11 protein-coding genes are annotated in these 16742 nt (G+C 66.7%); 8 read left to right on the forward strand and 3 right to left on the reverse strand.

What is annotated here, in order from left to right; all coding sequences use genetic code 11:
- Positions 1-94 precede the first annotated feature (94 nt).
- From Q8Z05_RS09410 to Q8Z05_RS09430, 5 genes are all read left to right on the forward strand, one after another.
- Entirely contained in the window at positions 95-6079 is a 5985-nt protein-coding gene (locus Q8Z05_RS09410) for an Ig-like domain-containing protein (protein ID WP_305943197.1), read from the forward strand.
- Positions 6073-7272, forward strand: a complete 1200-nt coding sequence (locus Q8Z05_RS09415; protein ID WP_305943198.1) for a DUF58 domain-containing protein — start codon at positions 6073-6075, stop codon at positions 7270-7272. The genes Q8Z05_RS09410 and Q8Z05_RS09415 overlap by 7 nt, the downstream gene beginning before the upstream one ends.
- Positions 7269-9740 (forward strand): transglutaminase-like domain-containing protein, encoded by a 2472-nt coding sequence (locus tag Q8Z05_RS09420; RefSeq protein ID WP_305943199.1) that lies wholly within the window; start codon positions 7269-7271, stop codon positions 9738-9740. Before Q8Z05_RS09415 ends, Q8Z05_RS09420 begins: the two co-directional genes overlap by 4 nt.
- A 27-nt stretch (positions 9741-9767) precedes the next feature.
- Positions 9768-11366: a serine/threonine-protein kinase gene (locus Q8Z05_RS09425; RefSeq protein ID WP_305943200.1), complete on the forward strand. Its 1599-nt coding sequence runs from the start codon at positions 9768-9770 to the stop codon at positions 11364-11366.
- 158 nt (positions 11367-11524) lie between these two features.
- Positions 11525-11722, forward strand: coding sequence for a hypothetical protein (locus tag Q8Z05_RS09430; RefSeq protein WP_305943201.1), 198 nt, complete (start codon positions 11525-11527; stop codon positions 11720-11722).
- An 11-nt stretch (positions 11723-11733) separates the two neighbouring features.
- On the opposite strand, the gene Q8Z05_RS09435 is transcribed toward Q8Z05_RS09430, so the two are convergent.
- Entirely contained in the window at positions 11734-11943 is a 210-nt protein-coding gene (locus tag Q8Z05_RS09435) for a dodecin (protein WP_011690139.1), read from the reverse strand.
- 77 nt (positions 11944-12020) lie between these two features.
- Complete coding sequence (locus Q8Z05_RS09440) at positions 12021-12932, reverse strand: SGNH/GDSL hydrolase family protein (protein ID WP_371745952.1); 912 nt, start codon at positions 12930-12932, stop codon at positions 12021-12023.
- Between the two features lie 161 nt (positions 12933-13093).
- On the opposite strand from Q8Z05_RS09440, the gene Q8Z05_RS09445 reads away from it, so the two are divergent.
- The gene (locus Q8Z05_RS09445; protein ID WP_055801628.1) at positions 13094-13351 is read left to right on the forward strand and encodes a metal-sensitive transcriptional regulator; all 258 of its coding nucleotides are present in this window, start codon (positions 13094-13096) and stop codon (positions 13349-13351) included.
- Positions 13352-13412: 61 nt separating this feature from the next.
- Here the strand turns inward: Q8Z05_RS09445 and Q8Z05_RS09450 are convergent, their stop codons facing one another.
- A complete protein-coding gene (locus tag Q8Z05_RS09450) occupies positions 13413-14123 on the reverse strand; it encodes a FadR/GntR family transcriptional regulator (protein ID WP_305943202.1) in 711 nt (236 codons plus the stop codon).
- Between the two features lie 152 nt (positions 14124-14275).
- Between Q8Z05_RS09450 and Q8Z05_RS09455 the strand changes: the two genes are divergently transcribed.
- Positions 14276-15772 carry a four-carbon acid sugar kinase family protein gene (locus Q8Z05_RS09455; protein WP_305943203.1) on the forward strand — a complete coding sequence of 499 codons (1497 nt, stop codon included), beginning with the start codon at positions 14276-14278 and terminating at the stop codon, positions 15770-15772.
- A gap of 38 nt (positions 15773-15810) precedes the next feature.
- Positions 15811-16710 (forward strand): NAD(P)-dependent oxidoreductase, encoded by a 900-nt coding sequence (locus tag Q8Z05_RS09460; RefSeq protein ID WP_305943204.1) that lies wholly within the window; start codon positions 15811-15813, stop codon positions 16708-16710.
- The last annotated feature ends 32 nt before the right edge of the window (positions 16711-16742 follow it).

A 16742-nucleotide genomic window follows, 5' to 3' on the forward strand; every position in this document is an offset into this window, starting at 1 on the left:
CCTATGCGATGGGGGAGCTATGGGCGTGCGTTCTTGGGTGGAACGAAAGAAACGTGTTCTGGCCTCGGCGACGACGTTTTCAACTTTGGCCGCGGTGGCGGCTGCCGCAATCATCTATCCGGGGTTTACGGTCACCCAGGTTGACTTGAACGACGGCGGGGTCTGGGTCACCAACGCCAGCAAGAACCTCGTAGGCCACCTCAACTACCAGTCCAAGCTCCTCGACGGCGGGCTGCTTGCCGCCAGCCCGGACTTCGACGTGCTGCAGAACGCAGGCACTGTGTTCCTCTCGGACCGGAGCAAGTCCTCGCTCAGTCCGGTGAGCGTCGCCGACGTTGCACTCGGCCAGCCACAAACACTCCCCGCACCCGTGGACGTGAGCTTTGGCAAGAAAGCGATAGCGCTGGCCAGTCGGGACAAGGGGACCTTATGGCTCACAACCAGTGACGCACTTGGCTCCTTCGACGCCACCTCCGCTGAGCCGGTGCTGATGGACGCACAGGGCCTGGTGGCCACGGTGGGCGCCGATGACGTGGTGTACGCCGCCAACCCTGCCAAGGGCGAGATCGTTTCGATCAAGCTGGACGAAGGCGGTGCCATCGCTTCCCGGGACACTGAGCCGCACGAAACCCTCCGCACCATCGAAAACGCCCAGATCGCCGCCGTGGGGAACAAACCCGTAGTGCTGGATCCGGCCACCGGCTCCCTCTACCTGCCCGGCGGCAAGAAAGTGCAGGTGGCCGACCCCGCCGGGGCCAAGCTCCAGCAGAGCGGCCCCGGTGCGTCCTTCGTGGCGGTGGCCACCTCAAAGGCCCTGATCAAACAACCGCTGGACGGCTCCGCAGCCACCACAACCGACCTTGGCGCTGCCGGATTGCCGGCAGCCCCGGTTCGCCTGGGCTCCTGCCTTTACGCGGCCTGGGCAGGCTCCGGCAAATACCTGCGGGACTGCGACGACGCCAAGGACAACGACCGTCAGGACATCCCCTCCACCGGCTCCCGCGCGGATTTCGTCTTCCGGGTGAATCGCAACGTGGTGGTGCTCAACGACGTCTATTCCGGTGATGTGTGGCTGGTGACAGAGAACATGCGCCTGGTGTCCAACTGGGACGATGTCATTCCGCCGCCGGACAAGTCGGATGACCAGGACGAGGACGCAGCGGACAACAACCCGGTGAACACCCTGCCGGACCGCACCAAGGAAAACCGGCTCCCCACGGCCGTGGAGGACCAGTTCGGCGTCCGCCCCGGCCGCACCACGCTGCTGCCGCTGTTAGACAACGATTCCGACCCCGACGGCGACGTCCTCACCGCACGACTGCAAGGCGAGGCGCCCGCCGTCGGAACCCTGCAGAACGTCTACAACGGCACCGGCATGCAGGTGACCGTCCCCGCCGACGCCAGCGGCACGGCGTCGTTCCAGTACCAGGCCAACGACGGACGCGGAGGAACCGCAACAGCAAGGGTCGCCCTGACTGTCAGGGACCGGGCCATTAATGAGGGCCCCACCCAGAAGCGGGTACCCACCATATTGCTGGAACAGGGCAAGAGCATCAGCCAGAACGTGCTCACTGACTGGATTGACCCCGACGGCGACGACCTCCTCCTGGTAGCGGCCAGCACGTCCAGTGACGGAGACCAGGTCCGGACCCGGCCGGACGGCCAGCTCACCTTCCAGGACGTTGGCACCAGCCTGGGCCGGAAGGAAGTCCTCCTGGTGGTGTCCGACGGCCAGACGCAGACAGAAGGCAAACTGATAGTTGATGTCCGTGTCGCGGACAGCCTTCCGCCCAAGGCAAATGCCGACCATGCGGCCGGCATCGCCGGGCAGGACCTGGTGGTGTCGCCGCTTGCCAACGATGTTGACCCCGCCGGCGGCAGGCTGCGCCTCACCCGGGTGGACATGCCGCCGGATCTTACTGTCACCCCGGACTATCAGTCCGGGACATTCGTCTTCCGCGCGGCCAACCCGGGCACCTACTACCTCACGTACCTGGTCACCAATGGTCCCGCCAGTTCAGCCGGGCTGGTCCGCATTGAGATCAGCCCCGCCGGCGCAGGCGCCGGACCTCCGGTGGCGGTGGCTGACCTTGCCTTGCTGCCGGCAGGCGGCGAGGTCCTTATCGATGTCCTGGCGAACGACTCGGATCCCGCCGGCGGCGTCCTGGTGGTCCAGTCCGTCAGCCCGCCGAAGAACACCGCGGCCAGCGTGGCTGTCCTGGACCACCACATTCTGCGCATCACCGACGTCCGGGGCCTCTCCACCCCCACCAGCTTCACGTACACAGCTTCCAATGGGGCCGCCAGTGCCACCGGAGAAGTGACCGTCATCCCTGTCCCGGCCCCCAGCAAGCTGCAGCCCCCGGAGGCCACTGCGGATGAGGTCACAGTGCGGGCCAACGACGTGGCCACCATCAGCGTCCTGGCCAACGACAGCCACCCCAACGGCTCAAAGCTGAAACTTAACCCCGTCCTGATCCAGGGCGTGGATCCCGAGCAGGGACTCCTGGCAGTCTCCGGAGACGTGCTGCGCTTCAAGGCGGGTCCCACGGCGACGACGGCCCACGCCATCTATGCCGTAACCGGGCCGGACGGGCAAGAGGACTCAGCCCAGATCACCATCCATATCCGCGGCGGCGGCGCCGAGCAGAACTCGCGCCCCCAGCCGCAGAAGGTCACGGCGCGCGTCATTGCAGGCAAGACCTCCCGCATCAGCATTCCGCTGGAAGGAATCGATCCGGACGGCGATTCCGTGACCCTGATCGGGCTGGAACGTGCCCCGGCGAAGGGCACGGCCGCCGTGGGCGCCAGCTGGATCGAGTACACCGCTTCCCAGAACGCCTCCGGCCAGGACATCTTCTCCTACGTGGTGGAGGACCGTTTCGGCGCACGCTCAACGGCCTCGGTGGTGGTGGGCATCGCCCCCGCACCCGGAACGAACCAGAACCCCGTGGCAGCCGAGGACACCGTTACCGTGCTTCCCGGACGCCATATCGCCGCGGATGTGCTGGCCAACGACGCCGACCCCGACGGCGACCCCGTGGTCCTCGCCGGAGATCGCCTGGACGCTGCGCCGGAACTGGCCGCCGAAGTCAAGGACGGCCGGGTCCGGCTGACCGCCCCGGCCGCCACCGGAACAGTGATCGTCCACTATGGCATCACTGACGGGCGGGGAGGCACCGCCGTCGGGACCCTCAAGGTGGAGGTCCGCACCGATGCACCGCAATTGCCTCCCGTGGCCCGCGACGATCGCGTGACCTTTGCCGAGACCCTCGGCAAGACCGCAGTGGACGTGCCCGTTCTCAGGAACGATGAGGACGCTGATGGCGTGGCCGGCGACCTGGCCATCAGTTTCCCCCAGCCCGTGCCCACGGCACGGGTGTCCGGTGCCGGAACCGTGTCCGTGACGCTTAGCGATGAATCCCAGATCATCCCGTACACCGTCACCGACGTGGACAAGCTGTCCTCCACTGCCTTCATCATGCTCCCCGGGCTGAAGGAGCAACGCCCTGCCCTGAAGAGCAGCATCCCCCTGGAAGTTGTCAGCGGGCAGCAGCTCACTATGGACTTGCGGCAACTTGTGGTGGTCCGTTCGGGCAAGACTCCCCGGATCACCCAGGACGCCAAAGTCCAAGCCGTGGCCTCCAACGGTGCACCGCTGGTCAAGGACCAAACAACACTCGTGTTCACTTCCGCGGACGACTATTCCGGGCCGGCCGCCGTGACCTTCGAAGTGACCGACGGCGCCACTGTCGATGATCCCGACGGCAGGACGGCAGTGCTGACCATCGGCATCAGGGTCCTGCCGGATCCGGCCCGCAACCACGAACCGGTCTTCGCCGGCGGCAGCCTGGAAACTGCAGCCGGCGAGGAGGCGCTACTGGACCTCCGCGAGGTGGCGAGCGACGTGGACGAGGCGGACAAGGACAGGCTGGCCTTCGCGCTTGCCGGCCCCGCTCCCGCCGGCGTCAAGGTTTCCCTTGACGGAAGCACACTGAAGGCAACGGCCGATGGCGCTCCCAAGGGGTCCAGCCTGTCCGTGGCAGTCAGTGTGACCGACGGCCGCAGCGCCCCGGTCAGTGGCACCGTCAACGTCCTGGTGGTGGCGTCCAAGCGGCCGCTGGCCGGTGTGAATGACGACGTGGTCCCCAATGCGCGTGCCGGCCAGGCTGAGCGCGCGAACGTCCTGGCTAACGACAGCAATCCTTTCCCGGAGTCACCCCTGAAGATCCTGAGTGCCACTGTGGAAACAGGCACCGGCACGGCGGCCATCGATGGCGATGCTGTGACGGTGACCCCGGCGGACAATTTCGTGGGGACATTGGTGGTCCGGTACAGGGTCCAGGACAAGACCCAGGACGCCGAACGGGAAGTGGACGGCCGCGTCCGGCTCACCGTCAAGGACAAGCCGGACGCTCCGTCCACGCCCACCGTGAGTGAGGTGCGGGACCGGACCGTGGTCCTGAACTGGTCCCCGCCGGCCAATAACGGTTCACCCATTACGGGATACAAAGTGTCAGGCAGCGGCGGCTTCTCCCAGCAGTGCCCGGCCACCACCTGCACGCTCAGCGGGCTAACCAACAACGTTGAGTACACCTTCACGGTGATAGCCACCAACAATGTGGGAGATTCCCCGGCGTCGCCCGCCTCCGCACCCGCCCGCCCGGATGCCAAACCCGACGCTCCAGGCGCCCCCACGCTGGTGTTCGGCGACAGAGAACTCACGGTCAACTGGGTGGCCCCGAACAGCCCCGGCTCACCGGTCGAAAACTACACGCTGGAGATTTCACCTGCCCCGCCGGGAGGGAACGTCCGGTCCGGCAATATCGCCGGCACATCGTACAAATGGACAGGACTCCAGAACGGCACCCCCTACCAAGTCCGCGTTCAGGCTTCCAACCAGGCGCCGGAACCGTCAAACTGGAGCGCGTACTCGGCCAGCGAGATCCCTGCCGGCTTGCCGGGTGCGCCTGGCAAACCCGGCACCATGAGGTCGACCTCGGGCGGTTCGGAGTCCATCATGACCGTCAGCTGGGCACCGGCACCCCAGAACGGTGCCCCCATCGACACGTACACGGTGACGGCGCTCCAGGGTAGTGCCCCCGTCAGCAGCAGCACTGTCTCCGGGGGCCAGCTAAGCGTGGCTATGACGGTGGGCAATTCCGCTACGGACTACACCTTCACCGTGGCGGCCAAGAACAAGGCCGGCAGCTCTGCGGCCAGCCCGCCGTCGGATCCGAAGCGGGCCTTTGGCACCCCGGGAGCTGTGCCGGCAGTGCGGGCCGAGCCGCTGGACAATGCGGTGCAGCTGGCCTTCGAGCCAGCCGCCGGCAACGGGGCCACCCCCACCTACCAGTACCAGGTCAACGGCGGCGGCTTCCAGGCCCTGGCCGGGGACAAGGTGGTGCGAAGCGGCGTGCCGAACAACGGCAACTACACCATCGGAGTCCGCGCGGTGAACAGCCTGGACGGCACCACATTCGAGGGCCCAGTGACGAACTCCAACCCGGTGGCACCGTACGGCAAGCCGTTTGCCGCAAGTGTCAGTCCCGTCACCGTCACTACGGCAGTCCGGTTCGACGTCGGTGCCGTCGCCAACAACGGCCGTACCGTCGTCAGGCTTGAATATCAGGCGTCGGACGGGCAATCGGGAAATCTGGGCGCCGGCGGAGGCTCCGTCACGGCGGGCAACGGCTACGACCAGTCGGTGTCCATAACGGTGACTACCATCGATGATCTGGGGCAGCGGACTTCAACCAGTGCCACAGGCCAGACTGCCCCCGCGAAGTACATGATCGTGCAGAATGGCTCCAAGAGTCCGGGGACGTGCATGTGGCCCAGCAACAGCACCACGGCCTCTGATACGCCCGCCAACTGCGCGGCGGGCGGCGGCCAGTTCGTCGCCGAGGGCACCAGGGTGCAGCTCCAATGCGTGACGAACGGTGCGCCATACAAGATCTACGATGGCACCACCGGCCAGGACACCGGCACAACCAGCTCGATCTGGTACAAGGCCATTAACAATCTGTGGATCCGTCCCAGCGACGGCCCGGTGGATTCGGGAGTTCCCCAATGCTGACGGCCGCGGGCCTTGGCCGTAGGCTTCTTGCCGCCCGGCGAGCGGTCCTGGAACTGGTCACTGTCCTTGGCTGGCAGGTGCTTGCCGGAGGCCTGGGGTTCGGGATCGTCGGTGCCATCCTGGGCTGGGAAGAAACCATCACCGCCGCCGCCGGAGTGCTGGCCTTGATTCTGATAGCAGCTGCCTTCGTGGCGGGTCGCACCTCCTACGGCGTGGTCATGGACCTGGCCAGAACGCGCCTGGAGGTGGGGGAGATGGCGGTGGGCAGCATCACCGTGTCCAACACGTCGGCACGTCCGCTGCTCCCTGCCGCCATCGAACTGCCGGTGGGCGCAGGGACGGCGTCATTCGCCGTTCCGCGGCTCGGGATCGAGGATATCCATGAGGACCTTTTCACTATCCCCACAGCCGTACGCTCGGTGATCACCGTGGGGCCGGTCCGGTCCGTCCGCGCCGATCCGCTGCGATTGCTGAACCGCCAGGTCACGCTCACCGACGCCGTTGAGCTTTTTGTCCACCCCCGCACGGTGTCCCTGGCCGGCTCGGCGGAGGGGCTCATCCGGGACCTGGAAGGCCTGCCCACCACCAACCTGTCCAGCGCCGATGTTTCTTTCCATGCCCTGCGGGACTATGTTCCTGGCGACGACCGCCGCCATATCCACTGGAAGACCACCGCCCGGACAGGGAAGCTCATGGTTCGTCAGTTCGAAGAGACCCGGCGCTCCCACCTGGCCATGGCCCTCTCGACCAACCTCGATGAATATTCCTCCGCCGAAGACCTCGAGCTGGCCATTTCTGCCGCCGCCTCCATCGGCAAGCAGGCGATCCGCGAGCAGCGCGAGGTAAGCGTCCTGACGCAGGACGGAAGACTCCGTACCGACACTGCCCGCGTCCTGCTGGACGGCATGACCCGCCTGGCGGGTGCAACGTCACGGGTGTCAGCCGCAGATGTTGCCCGGCTTACCGGCGATGCCGTCCCCAATGCCTCCGTCATGTTCCTGTTGGTGGGCACGGCGGTGACCCCGGGGCAGCTGAGGATCGCGGCGGCATCTGCACCTCCAGGCGTGCGATGCTTCGCGATCAGGTGCCAGGCGGGTGCCGCACTTGACCGCCGCGCCATCGGCGACCTGACCGTCCTGACGCTGGGGAAGCTCACAGAGCTTCCCCGCCTGCTGGTGAAGGCTGTGGCGTGAGCCGGGGCGCCGAACCGGGGCGGCCCGCAGGCCGGCTTCCCTCCGCTGTCACCGCTTCATGGCCGGCTACCCTCGGACCGGATGCCGCCGCCCTCGGGACGCTGCTCGCCACCGGCGTGCTCGGTTTCTTCTCCAGTTTCGCCGGCGACTGGCGCTTCCTGCTAGCCGGTTCCGGCGGTATTGCCCTGGGCCTGGTCCTCGCCCTGCTTGCGGCGCGGCTGCGGCTCGGTGTACTGCTCACCCTGACGCTGGCTGTCCTGGCCTACCTGGTGTTCGGGAGTGGCCTCGCCGCCCCGGGGCAGGCCATCGCCGGGGTGGTGCCCTCACCCGAATCCCTGCGGACCATCATCGCCGGTGTGGTCCTCAGCTGGAAGCAGCTGTTGACCAGCGCTGCCCCTGTGGGAGCAGGTGGCGGCTTATTGGTGGTCCCGTTCCTGGCCGCCTACGTGGCGGCCTTCCTGGCCGGAACCTTGGCCTGGCGGCTGCGCAGTCCTGCGTGGTCCGTGCTCCCCGCCGCGGGCCTGCTTCTCCTCGCAACGGCCATGGGCACCCACGAAACATCCCTGGCCGGTGTACGCGGCATGGTATTCGTGGCCGTCTCAGTGGCCTGGCTGGCATACCGCCGCCGTACAGCGGCAGCACCGGACGCCGTTGTCCACGGCCACGCCGCACCTGCTCCGACTACCACCGCGGCACGGCTGCGCCGGACCGTCCTTACGGCAGGCGTTCTGGGTTTGGCCGGGGCTATGGCGCTGGCCGCGGCGCCGGCGCTCACCGCCTCAGCCACCCGCCAGATCCTGCGCGACGTGGTGGTCCCGCCGCTGGATCTGCGCGATTATTCCAGCCCGCTTGCGAGCTTCCGGGATTACGTCAAGAACCAGAAGGACAGCAAGCTGCTGGCCGTGACCGGTCTTCCCGAGGGTGCGCGGATCCGTCTTGCCAGCCTCGACTCCTACGACGGCGTGGTGTTCGATGTCTACGGGAGCGGTTCCAGCAACTTCTCGCCCATCAGCAATGAGTCCGCCGTCGGGGTAGCTGGGACCCGGGGCGTCCAAAGGACAGCCGGGCAGGCAGCACGCGCGGAGGTTCAAGTCACTGTGGACGCGTACAAGGGCGTATGGGTGCCTTCCAGCGGGACCCTGCTAAGCGTCGACTTCGGCGGGGCCAGGTCCACCCAGCTGGACGGCTCACTGTTCTTCAGCCCCGCCACGGATACCGCAATCGCTACAGCCAGGCTCCAGGCCGGGGACACCTACACCATGGGAGTTGCCTACCCGGCGCTACCCAAGGAGTCCGACTTGGAGCAGGCAGACTTTGCCGCGGTGTCCCTGCCCCCGGTTGAAAGCGTGCCGCAGATTGTGGCGGCTAAGGCCACCGAAATTGTGGGCGATTCGTCACGGCCCGTCGAACGGGTCCGCAAACTGGAGGCGGCACTTTCCAAGCAGGGTGCATTCAGCCACGGACTGGACGGTGAGGCCCGGAGCCTGTCCGGGCACGGGGCGCAGCGCATCTCTGCCATGCTCAGTGCCAAGCAGATGGTGGGAGACGATGAGCAGTATGCGGTGGCCATGGCCCTGATGGCCCGTGAATTGGGCATTCCCGCGCGCGTAGTGATGGGCTTCTACCCCGACCCGAAGAACCCGCCGAAGTCCGGCACAGTGGACATCACCGGCGATGACGTCCATGCCTGGGTTGAGGTGGCATTCGAGGGCGTCGGCTGGGTGCCCTTCAACCCGACGCCCTCTGAAGACAATGTTCCGATCCCGCCGGACCCGCAGCCCAAGTCCAAGCCCCAGCCCCAGGTCCTGCAGCCGCCCCCGCCGCCGCAGGCTCCGGTGGAACTGCCGCCGGATTCCGCCCCTGAAGCGCAGGACGCTGAACAGAACCAGCCGGGCTTCTGGGCCTTCCTCGGGCCGATCCTCATGGCGATCGGCCTGGGTCTGATCCCTGTGGCCGTCCTGCTCCTTCCGCTGGCGCTCATTGCCTGGCTGAAGCTGCGGCGCCGGAAACGCCGGGCGTGCGAAGGGACTGCCGCCGACCGCATCGGCGGCGGCTGGAGCGAGGTCATGAATACAGCGACAGACCTCGGCGTCCGGGTTCCTCCCGGCGCAACCCGACGGGAAAACGCGGCCAGTCTCGGCGAATTTTTTCCCGACAGCGGCTCCGCCACCCTGCTTCTGGCCCACCGCGCCGATGTAGCCATCTTCGCCGCGGGGGATCCCAGCGACGATGACATCCGCACGTATTGGGCAGACGTGGACTCCTCCCTGAAACAGATGACAGGCTCCGTAGGGTTCTGGCGGCGTCAGCGTGCCAAATACTCCCTGCGGTCCCTTGCGGAGGGCGGACTCGGCTTGCAGCTGCGGACGCTGGCGGACTCTCTCCGGAACCGGGCGGGGGGCACCCGCGGGAAAGCTGCGGAACCACCGGAGGATTCTCGGGCCGGAAGCGAGGCCAGAGGTGGCTGACGCAACATTGATTCTGGAGGAACCGACTTGAGCACACGACGCGGACCCGCGGTGCCCCCGGCCATCGAGGGCTACCAGTATGTGCAGCACCTCGGCTCCGGCGGCTTCGCCGACGTTTACCTTTACGAACAGGACAGGCCGCGGCGCAAGGTCGCGGTCAAGGTTCTGCTCGCGGACCTGAAGACCGAAGGGGCGCGGCGCAGGTTCGAGTCCGAGGCCAACTTGATGGCACAGCTGTCCACGCACCCGTTCATCGTGACGATCTACGAGGCGAACGTCACGGCGTCAGGACACTCCTACCTGGCCATGGAGTACTGCTCCAAGCCCAACCTGAACGTCCGCCTGCGGCGGCAGCGCTTCAGCGTGGATGATGCCCTCGCTGTGGGCATCCAGGTGGCATCCGCTGTGGAGACCGCCCACCGGGCCGGGATCGCCCACCGGGACATTAAGCCGGCCAACATCCTGGTGACGGACTATAACCGGCCCGCCTTGACCGACTTCGGTATCTCCGGCACCACCGATTCAGCGGCGGACGACGACGGCGGAATGTCCATTCCGTGGTCCCCGCCCGAATCCTTCCAGCGCTTAGACGCCGACGGTGTGATGGTGGACGTGTGGGCGCTGGGCGCAACGGTGTACACCCTGCTGGCCGGCCATTCCCCGTTCGCCGCCCCGGGAGGCAACAACTCGCCCCGCGAACTGATGTCCCGGATTGCGTCGGCTCCCTTGCCGGCACTGGACAGGATCGATGTGCCGAAATCCCTGCAGCAGGTCCTGGCTGCCGCAATGGCCAAGCAGTCCGCGTCAAGGTACCCGTCCGCCCACTCGTTTGCCTTGGCCCTGCAACGGGTCCAGGCGGAGCTCAGCCTGGCTGTGACACGGTTTGAAGTACTCGACGACGGCCCGGATGCCGAGCATTCCGGCGGGGACTCCACCGAAGACGCAACCCGCATTCGCAGTGTTGTTTCGATCGATCCGCGTGCCGGCGGGGACACTACCGTTGCCCGGAGGTCCGGTGGGACCGCCGCTGCGGCGTTTTTCCCTCCACCGCCGAGTCCGGCTGTTCCCGCTAGCCGTCCGGCAGCGGCGGCCGGGACCGGGGGTGATGACCGTCCGGCGCCGTTCACGCCGTTGCCGGTAGAGGACACACAACTTCGGCCTGCTGAACCGGTTCCACTGCCCGACGGCGGCGAGGGCCCTCAACCCCGGCGCCACCCCAAGTGGCTGCTGGTCGCGGCCGGGGGAGTGCTGGCCGTTGCCGCCGTGATCGGTCTGGTGTCGGTCAACGGAGGCGCCACTACACCCGCCGCACCGGAGACCAGCCCCGGCCTTGACGGACCACTGGACGCGGTGGCGCCGGGCAGCGTGGTTCCCGCACCGGCCAGGCTGTCCGGAACGAAGGAAGGCGAAAGCGTGACCTTCACTTGGGAAAACCCCGCCCCCGCGGCAGGGGACACGTACATGTGGCGTGCCGTGTCGGTGATGCACTCGGGCGAGTACACAAGTTCCAGCGAGGCCCGGGCGGTCATTGTTTCCAGCCCGGACGGGCAGACCTGCCTCGAAGTGGTGATTCGCCGGAGCAACGGCCAAGCAACTCCCGAACCTGCAAAAGCCTGTGTTCCCTGAGCGAGGAGTCCGCCTGGTCCGTGAGTTGCAATAGCGGCCGCGGCTGTGCAGCTGCCACATGAACAGGCCTGATTCTGGGCAAACGCCCATTGGGGGAGCGGTGCTGGTTTCCTAGCCTTGGGGGTAGACCTTTTCACTACCAAGGATGGGATTCAACGATGAAGCGCATCGCACTGCTCCGCGAACGGGTGGCCACCGCCGGCGCCACAGGAACCCACTGCCCGGCTTCCGGACTGTGGGCTCCCGTGGACGCACCGCATGACGGTCAAACCATATTTGAGGGCCACATTTTCCCGGCGTACAACGGCGCGCCCACCCTCTGGCGCCGCAACACGTCGGGCGACACCGCCCGCTAAAACTCCGGGCTTTAGCGCTCCAGCCGGAACCCCAGTTTGATGGTCACCTGCCAGTCGGCCACCTGCCCGTTTTCCAGGTGGCCGCGGATTTCCTTGACCTCGAACCAGTCCAGGTTGCGGAGGGTCTTCGCGGCCTCGGCGATACCGTTGCGGACGGCAGCGTCCACGCCTTCGTTTGAAGTTCCGACAATTTCAGAAATGCTGTAGGTGTGATTCGACAACTTCGCTCCTCATAATCTCCATTGACACCCGGAACTGCGGGCCGTCCCTGCAGAGTAGCGGACCCGGGGCGGCGCGACTAGGGTTTTACGGCGGTCATTGGGCCTGTGGGGAACGGACCTCCGCCTTTCGAACCGGCGGCTAACGGCCCGTGCGCCAGGCCGGGCCCGAACACCGGGCCCGGTTCCGGTCGTTTGGCTTTGAGGCCCAGATTCGCGGGGCGTTGCCGGACCTGGCGAACCACCCAGGGGAACAGGTAGTCCTTGGCCCACACCAGATCGCTGCTTCTGGCCTGCCGCCAGCTGCTGGTCGGCAGGACCTTTGGTTCCAGCGGCTTCAGGGTGTGGGGCACGTTGAGGGCTTCCAGCACCATGGCTGCGATGGTGTGGTGGCCCAGCGGAGAGAAATGGAGGCGGTCGGGATCCCACATGTGCGGAGCCGCCAACTGGCGCAGGGTCCAAAGGTCGGCCACCACGCCGTCGTGCCGGGCCGCTATGGTGCGCAGGTTTTCGTTGAAGATGGCCACCTTGCCGCGGATACGGCCGAATACCGGGGTGCCTCCCCAATCCGGGCCGGTGAAGAGCACCACCGTTGCTCCGGTGGCGCTGAGGAGCCCGATGACCGGGTCCAGCCTCTCTGCGAGCTTGTCGGGATCACTTCCGCGAAAGACGATGTCATTGCCGCCTGCGGACAGCGTGACCAGGTCCGGCTTGAGTCCAAGGGCCGGTCCCAGCTGGTCATCCACGATCTGGTGGAGCAGGCGGCCCCTGACCGCCAGGTTGGCGTAGGCGAAGTCCTGGTGGCCCAGGCTCAGTTCTTCCGCAACCCGGTCTGCCCAGCCACGGACGCCGCCGGGGCTTCGCGGTTCCGGATCGCCATACCCCTCGGTGAAGGAATCTCCCAGTGCCACATATCGGTTCCAGGGGTGCGGAGCCGGAGTGCTCGCCGCGGAGGGTGTCCGCGCCGGTCCAGGAATGCTGAACGTACTCACGTTCCCATGGTGACCCCCGTCCCAAGGCGGGAACAGGGCCGAAGGGCGCAATTTACCGCGGCCGACGGCGGCGGCCAGAGGGTGTGATTCGTGCGACAGCGGCGGGCCTAAATACCAAGGGGGGTATAAGATGGGGGAAGTCCTAAAGCCAGGAGGAAGCAATGGAACTCGATCCCGCCGACATGAAGCCGGTCATCAACCGCCTGCGCCGCGCGCAGGGGCAGCTCGCGGCCGTTACCCGGATGATCGAAGAGGGGCGCGACTGCAAGAGCGTGGTCACGCAACTGGCTGCTGTTTCCAGCGCCCTGGACCGGGCCGGATTCTCCATCATCGCAACGGGCCTGCAGCAGTGCATGCAGCAGGAAGACCCGAGCCTGGACAAGGCTGAGCTGGAGAAGCTCTTCCTCTCCCTCGCCTAGCGGCTGGCGCGCCGCAGGCAGCTAAGATCCCGGGCGGCTAAGCCCCTGGCTGTTGGCCCGCTCAGGCCGTCTTGGCCTCGAGCACGTACGTCTTCAGGTCATCCAGCGTCTGCTGCATGTGGGCGTCCATGGCGCTGCGCGAGCGTGCGGCGTCCCGCGATTCCAGCGCCTCGGCAATTGCCTGGTGGTGCCCGATTGCATGTTCCTGGATCTCGCGGAACTTGGACGTCTGGGTCCGGCGCTTCTCCAGGACGCGGTGCAGCGGCTCAAACAGGACGGCAACAAACACGTTTTCCGAGGCGCGGAGGATGACGTCGTGGAACGCGAGGTCGGCTTCCACGAAGGCGGGCAGGTTGTCCGAGTCATGGGCCTTGCGCATGGCGGCAACATACCCGTGCAGGACCCTGATTTCGTCTTCGCTGATCCGGCCGGCCGCCAGTTCACAGGCACCCGTTTCCAGCATCCGGCGGAGCTCAATCAGCTGGATGGCGGCAGAGGCATCATTCACGCCCTCTGATGCCGCGCGGAGAACGGCTTCAAGGGACGCCCAGCGGTTGAGCGGGTTGACGAACGTGCCACGGCCCCGCTCCACGCTCAGGATGCGCTGCGCTTCGAGCGTCTTCATGGCTTCCCGCACGGTCATGCGGCTGACTTCGTGCTTCGCGCTCAGTTCCAGTTCGCCGGGGACGCTGGACCCGGGCGGGAACTCGCCGGCAATGATCCGGTCCAGGAGTTCATCGGCCACCACGCCGACCAGTGATTTACGTGCCAATTTTCCCCCGTTCAGCGGTGAGCGACGATTTGTCCGACAAGTCTACTTGCGCGTCCCTGTGCCTTGTGCCACACTAGCATTCAAATGTTAGATGTCTGACATCTTACAATTACCTAACCGCAACAGAGATTTCATACACAACGGAGTGCAAAGTGCCCCTTGAAGCAGACGTACTGGCAGCCTTTCCGGCAGAGGTCCAGATTCCCGCTGAGCTGGTTGCCAACGCTGTCGCGGCGTCCTCGGCAGCCTCCCCCCGAGTGCTGGTAGTGCTCGACGACGACCCCACCGGCACGCAGTCCGTTGCCGACCTGCCGGTCCTCACCCGCTGGGACGTGGCCGATTTCACTTGGGCGTTCACCCATATCCGGGAGAACCAGACCAAGCCAGCCGTCTACGTGCTGACCAACACCCGCAGCCTGGACCCGGCCGAAGCCGCTGCGCGGAACGAAGAAATCGTCCGCAACGCGCTCACCGCAGCAGGGGCCGCCGAAGGCGACGTGCTCCGGCTCGGGTTCGTCAGCCGCAGCGACTCCACGCTCCGCGGACACTACCCGCTCGAACCCGACGTCATCGCCGGCACTGTGGCTGCGGTCAGCGGCGAGGTGACTGACGGCGTCGTCATTGTTCCCGCTTTTCCCGACGCCGGCCGCGTCACCATTGGAGGCGTCCACTACATGCGCGGGGACGCCGGAACGCTGATCCCCGTGGCCGAGACGGAGTTCGCCAAGGACGCCACCTTCGGCTACGCGAACTCCGAAATGGCCAAGTACGTGGAGGAGAAGTCGCAGGGCCGTTTTGCCGCGGATTCGGTGATCGTCCTGGACCTGAACATCATCCGAGCAGCCGGTCCGGACGGCGACCCCATGGTCTCAGCGAAGGCCATCGCCGACGCCATCGAACCCGCCACTGACTCCACGCCCATCGTTGCCGACATCGTCACGGAGAACGACTTCCGTGCCCTGGCGCTGGGCCTTGAGGAAGCGGAACGCCGCGGCAAGAAACTGCTGTACCGCGTGGGTCCTCCGTTCGTCCGTGGCCGCATCGGCCAGGAAATCCGTCCCGCCCTCAGCGGCGAAGAAGCCTACGCGGGCAACACTCCCTCCACGGCCGGCGGCCTGATCGTCGTGGGCTCCCATGTCGGCGTCACCACGCGCCAGCTCAATGACCTCACCAAGCAGCACAGCGCGGCGCGTATCGTCGAGATCGACGTCGAGAAGCTGCTTGCCGCTGAAGACGTTGCGGAGGCCTACATCGGAACGGTGGTGTCCGACGTCGTCGAGGCGCTGCAGGGCGGCGACGTCATCGTCCACACCAGCCGCCTGCTGATCAAAACCGGCGACGCCGCCGAGAGCCTGCGGATAGCGCGCACGGTGTCCGCCGCCGTCGTCGCCGTCGTGAACCGTACGCTCAAGACGTTCCCGCCGCGTTTCGTCATCGCCAAGGGCGGCATTACGTCCTCGGACGTGGCAGCCCACGGCCTGGAAATCCGGCATGCGATTGTCCGCGGGCCCATGCTGCCGGGCATCGTATCCCTCTGGGAGCCGGTGGACGGTCCCGCCAAGGGCATCCCGTACATCGTCTTCGCCGGCAACGTGGGCGACGACGAATCCCTCACCCAGGTGACGCGCAAACTCAGCAACACTTTCTAAACCTCCCCACCGGCACCACCCCTTCAATGGAGAACACCATGACCAGCAACTACACCATCACCGTCCTGGGCCTCGGCGCCATGGGCCTGCCCATGGCCACCCGTTTGGCCAGCCAGCTCACTGTCCACGGCTTCGACATCGCCGAACCGCGGCTGAAGCTCGCCGAAGAAGCCGGGATCCGCACCTTCGCCTCCGCACGCAAGGCCTCCGAAGGCGCCGACGCCCTGCTCCTGGCGGTGCGCAACGGCGAGCAGCTCAACGACGTCCTGTTCGGCGAGAACGGCGTGGCTTCCGTGCTCAAGCCGGGCGCCGTCGTCATCCTCGGCAGCACCGTGGGCACCGAGGCCATCCCGGCCACCGTGGACCGACTGGCCGAATTCGGCGTCGACCTGGTGGACGCACCCCTGTCCGGCGGCCCCAAGCGCGCCGGTGAGGGCGACCTGCTGATCGTGGTGGGCGCATCGCCGGAGGCCCGGGAAAAGGCCCGCCCCGCGCTGGAGCTGCTGGCCTCCACCCTCACCGTCGTGGGCGACAAGCCTGGCGACGGCCAGGCCCTCAAGACCGTCAACCAGCTTCTCTGCGGCGTCCACATCGCCGCCGCTGCCGAGGCCCTCGCCCTGGCCGACGCCCTCGGCCTGGACCAGGAGAAGACCCTCAAGGCGCTCGAAGCCGGTGCCGCCGGTTCGTTTATGCTCTCCAACCGCGGCCCGCGCATCCTCGAGGCCTATACGGAAGAGGGCGCCGAGGTGCTGAGCCGCCTGGACATCTTCGTCAAGGACATGGGCATCGTCGGCAAGGCCACCCGCGCGGCCGGCCTCGCCGCCCCCGTCGCGGCAGCAGCCGAGCAGCTCTACCTGCTGGGCCAGGCGCAGGGCCTCGCCGCGGCAGACGACTCCGCCGTCATCAAGGTTGTCGCCCCCACCAAGCGCACCGCCTAACCACCCGCTCCCTCCGAATAACTCAAGCCCGA

Source organism: Arthrobacter oryzae (assembly GCF_030718995.1).
In the GTDB taxonomy this organism is placed as follows: domain Bacteria; phylum Actinomycetota; class Actinomycetes; order Actinomycetales; family Micrococcaceae; genus Arthrobacter; species Arthrobacter oryzae_C.

Coding starts and splice junctions, on each gene's coding strand:
- Q8Z05_RS09445 (WP_055801628.1), top strand. CDS start 13,094: ATGGAACTCGATCCCGCCGACATGAAGCCGGTCATCAACCGCCTGCGC.
- Q8Z05_RS09460 (WP_305943204.1), top strand. CDS start 15,811: ATGACCAGCAACTACACCATCACCGTCCTGGGCCTCGGCGCCATGGGC.
- Q8Z05_RS09430 (WP_305943201.1), top strand. CDS start 11,525: ATGAAGCGCATCGCACTGCTCCGCGAACGGGTGGCCACCGCCGGCGCC.
- Q8Z05_RS09415 (WP_305943198.1), top strand. CDS start 6,073: ATGCTGACGGCCGCGGGCCTTGGCCGTAGGCTTCTTGCCGCCCGGCGA.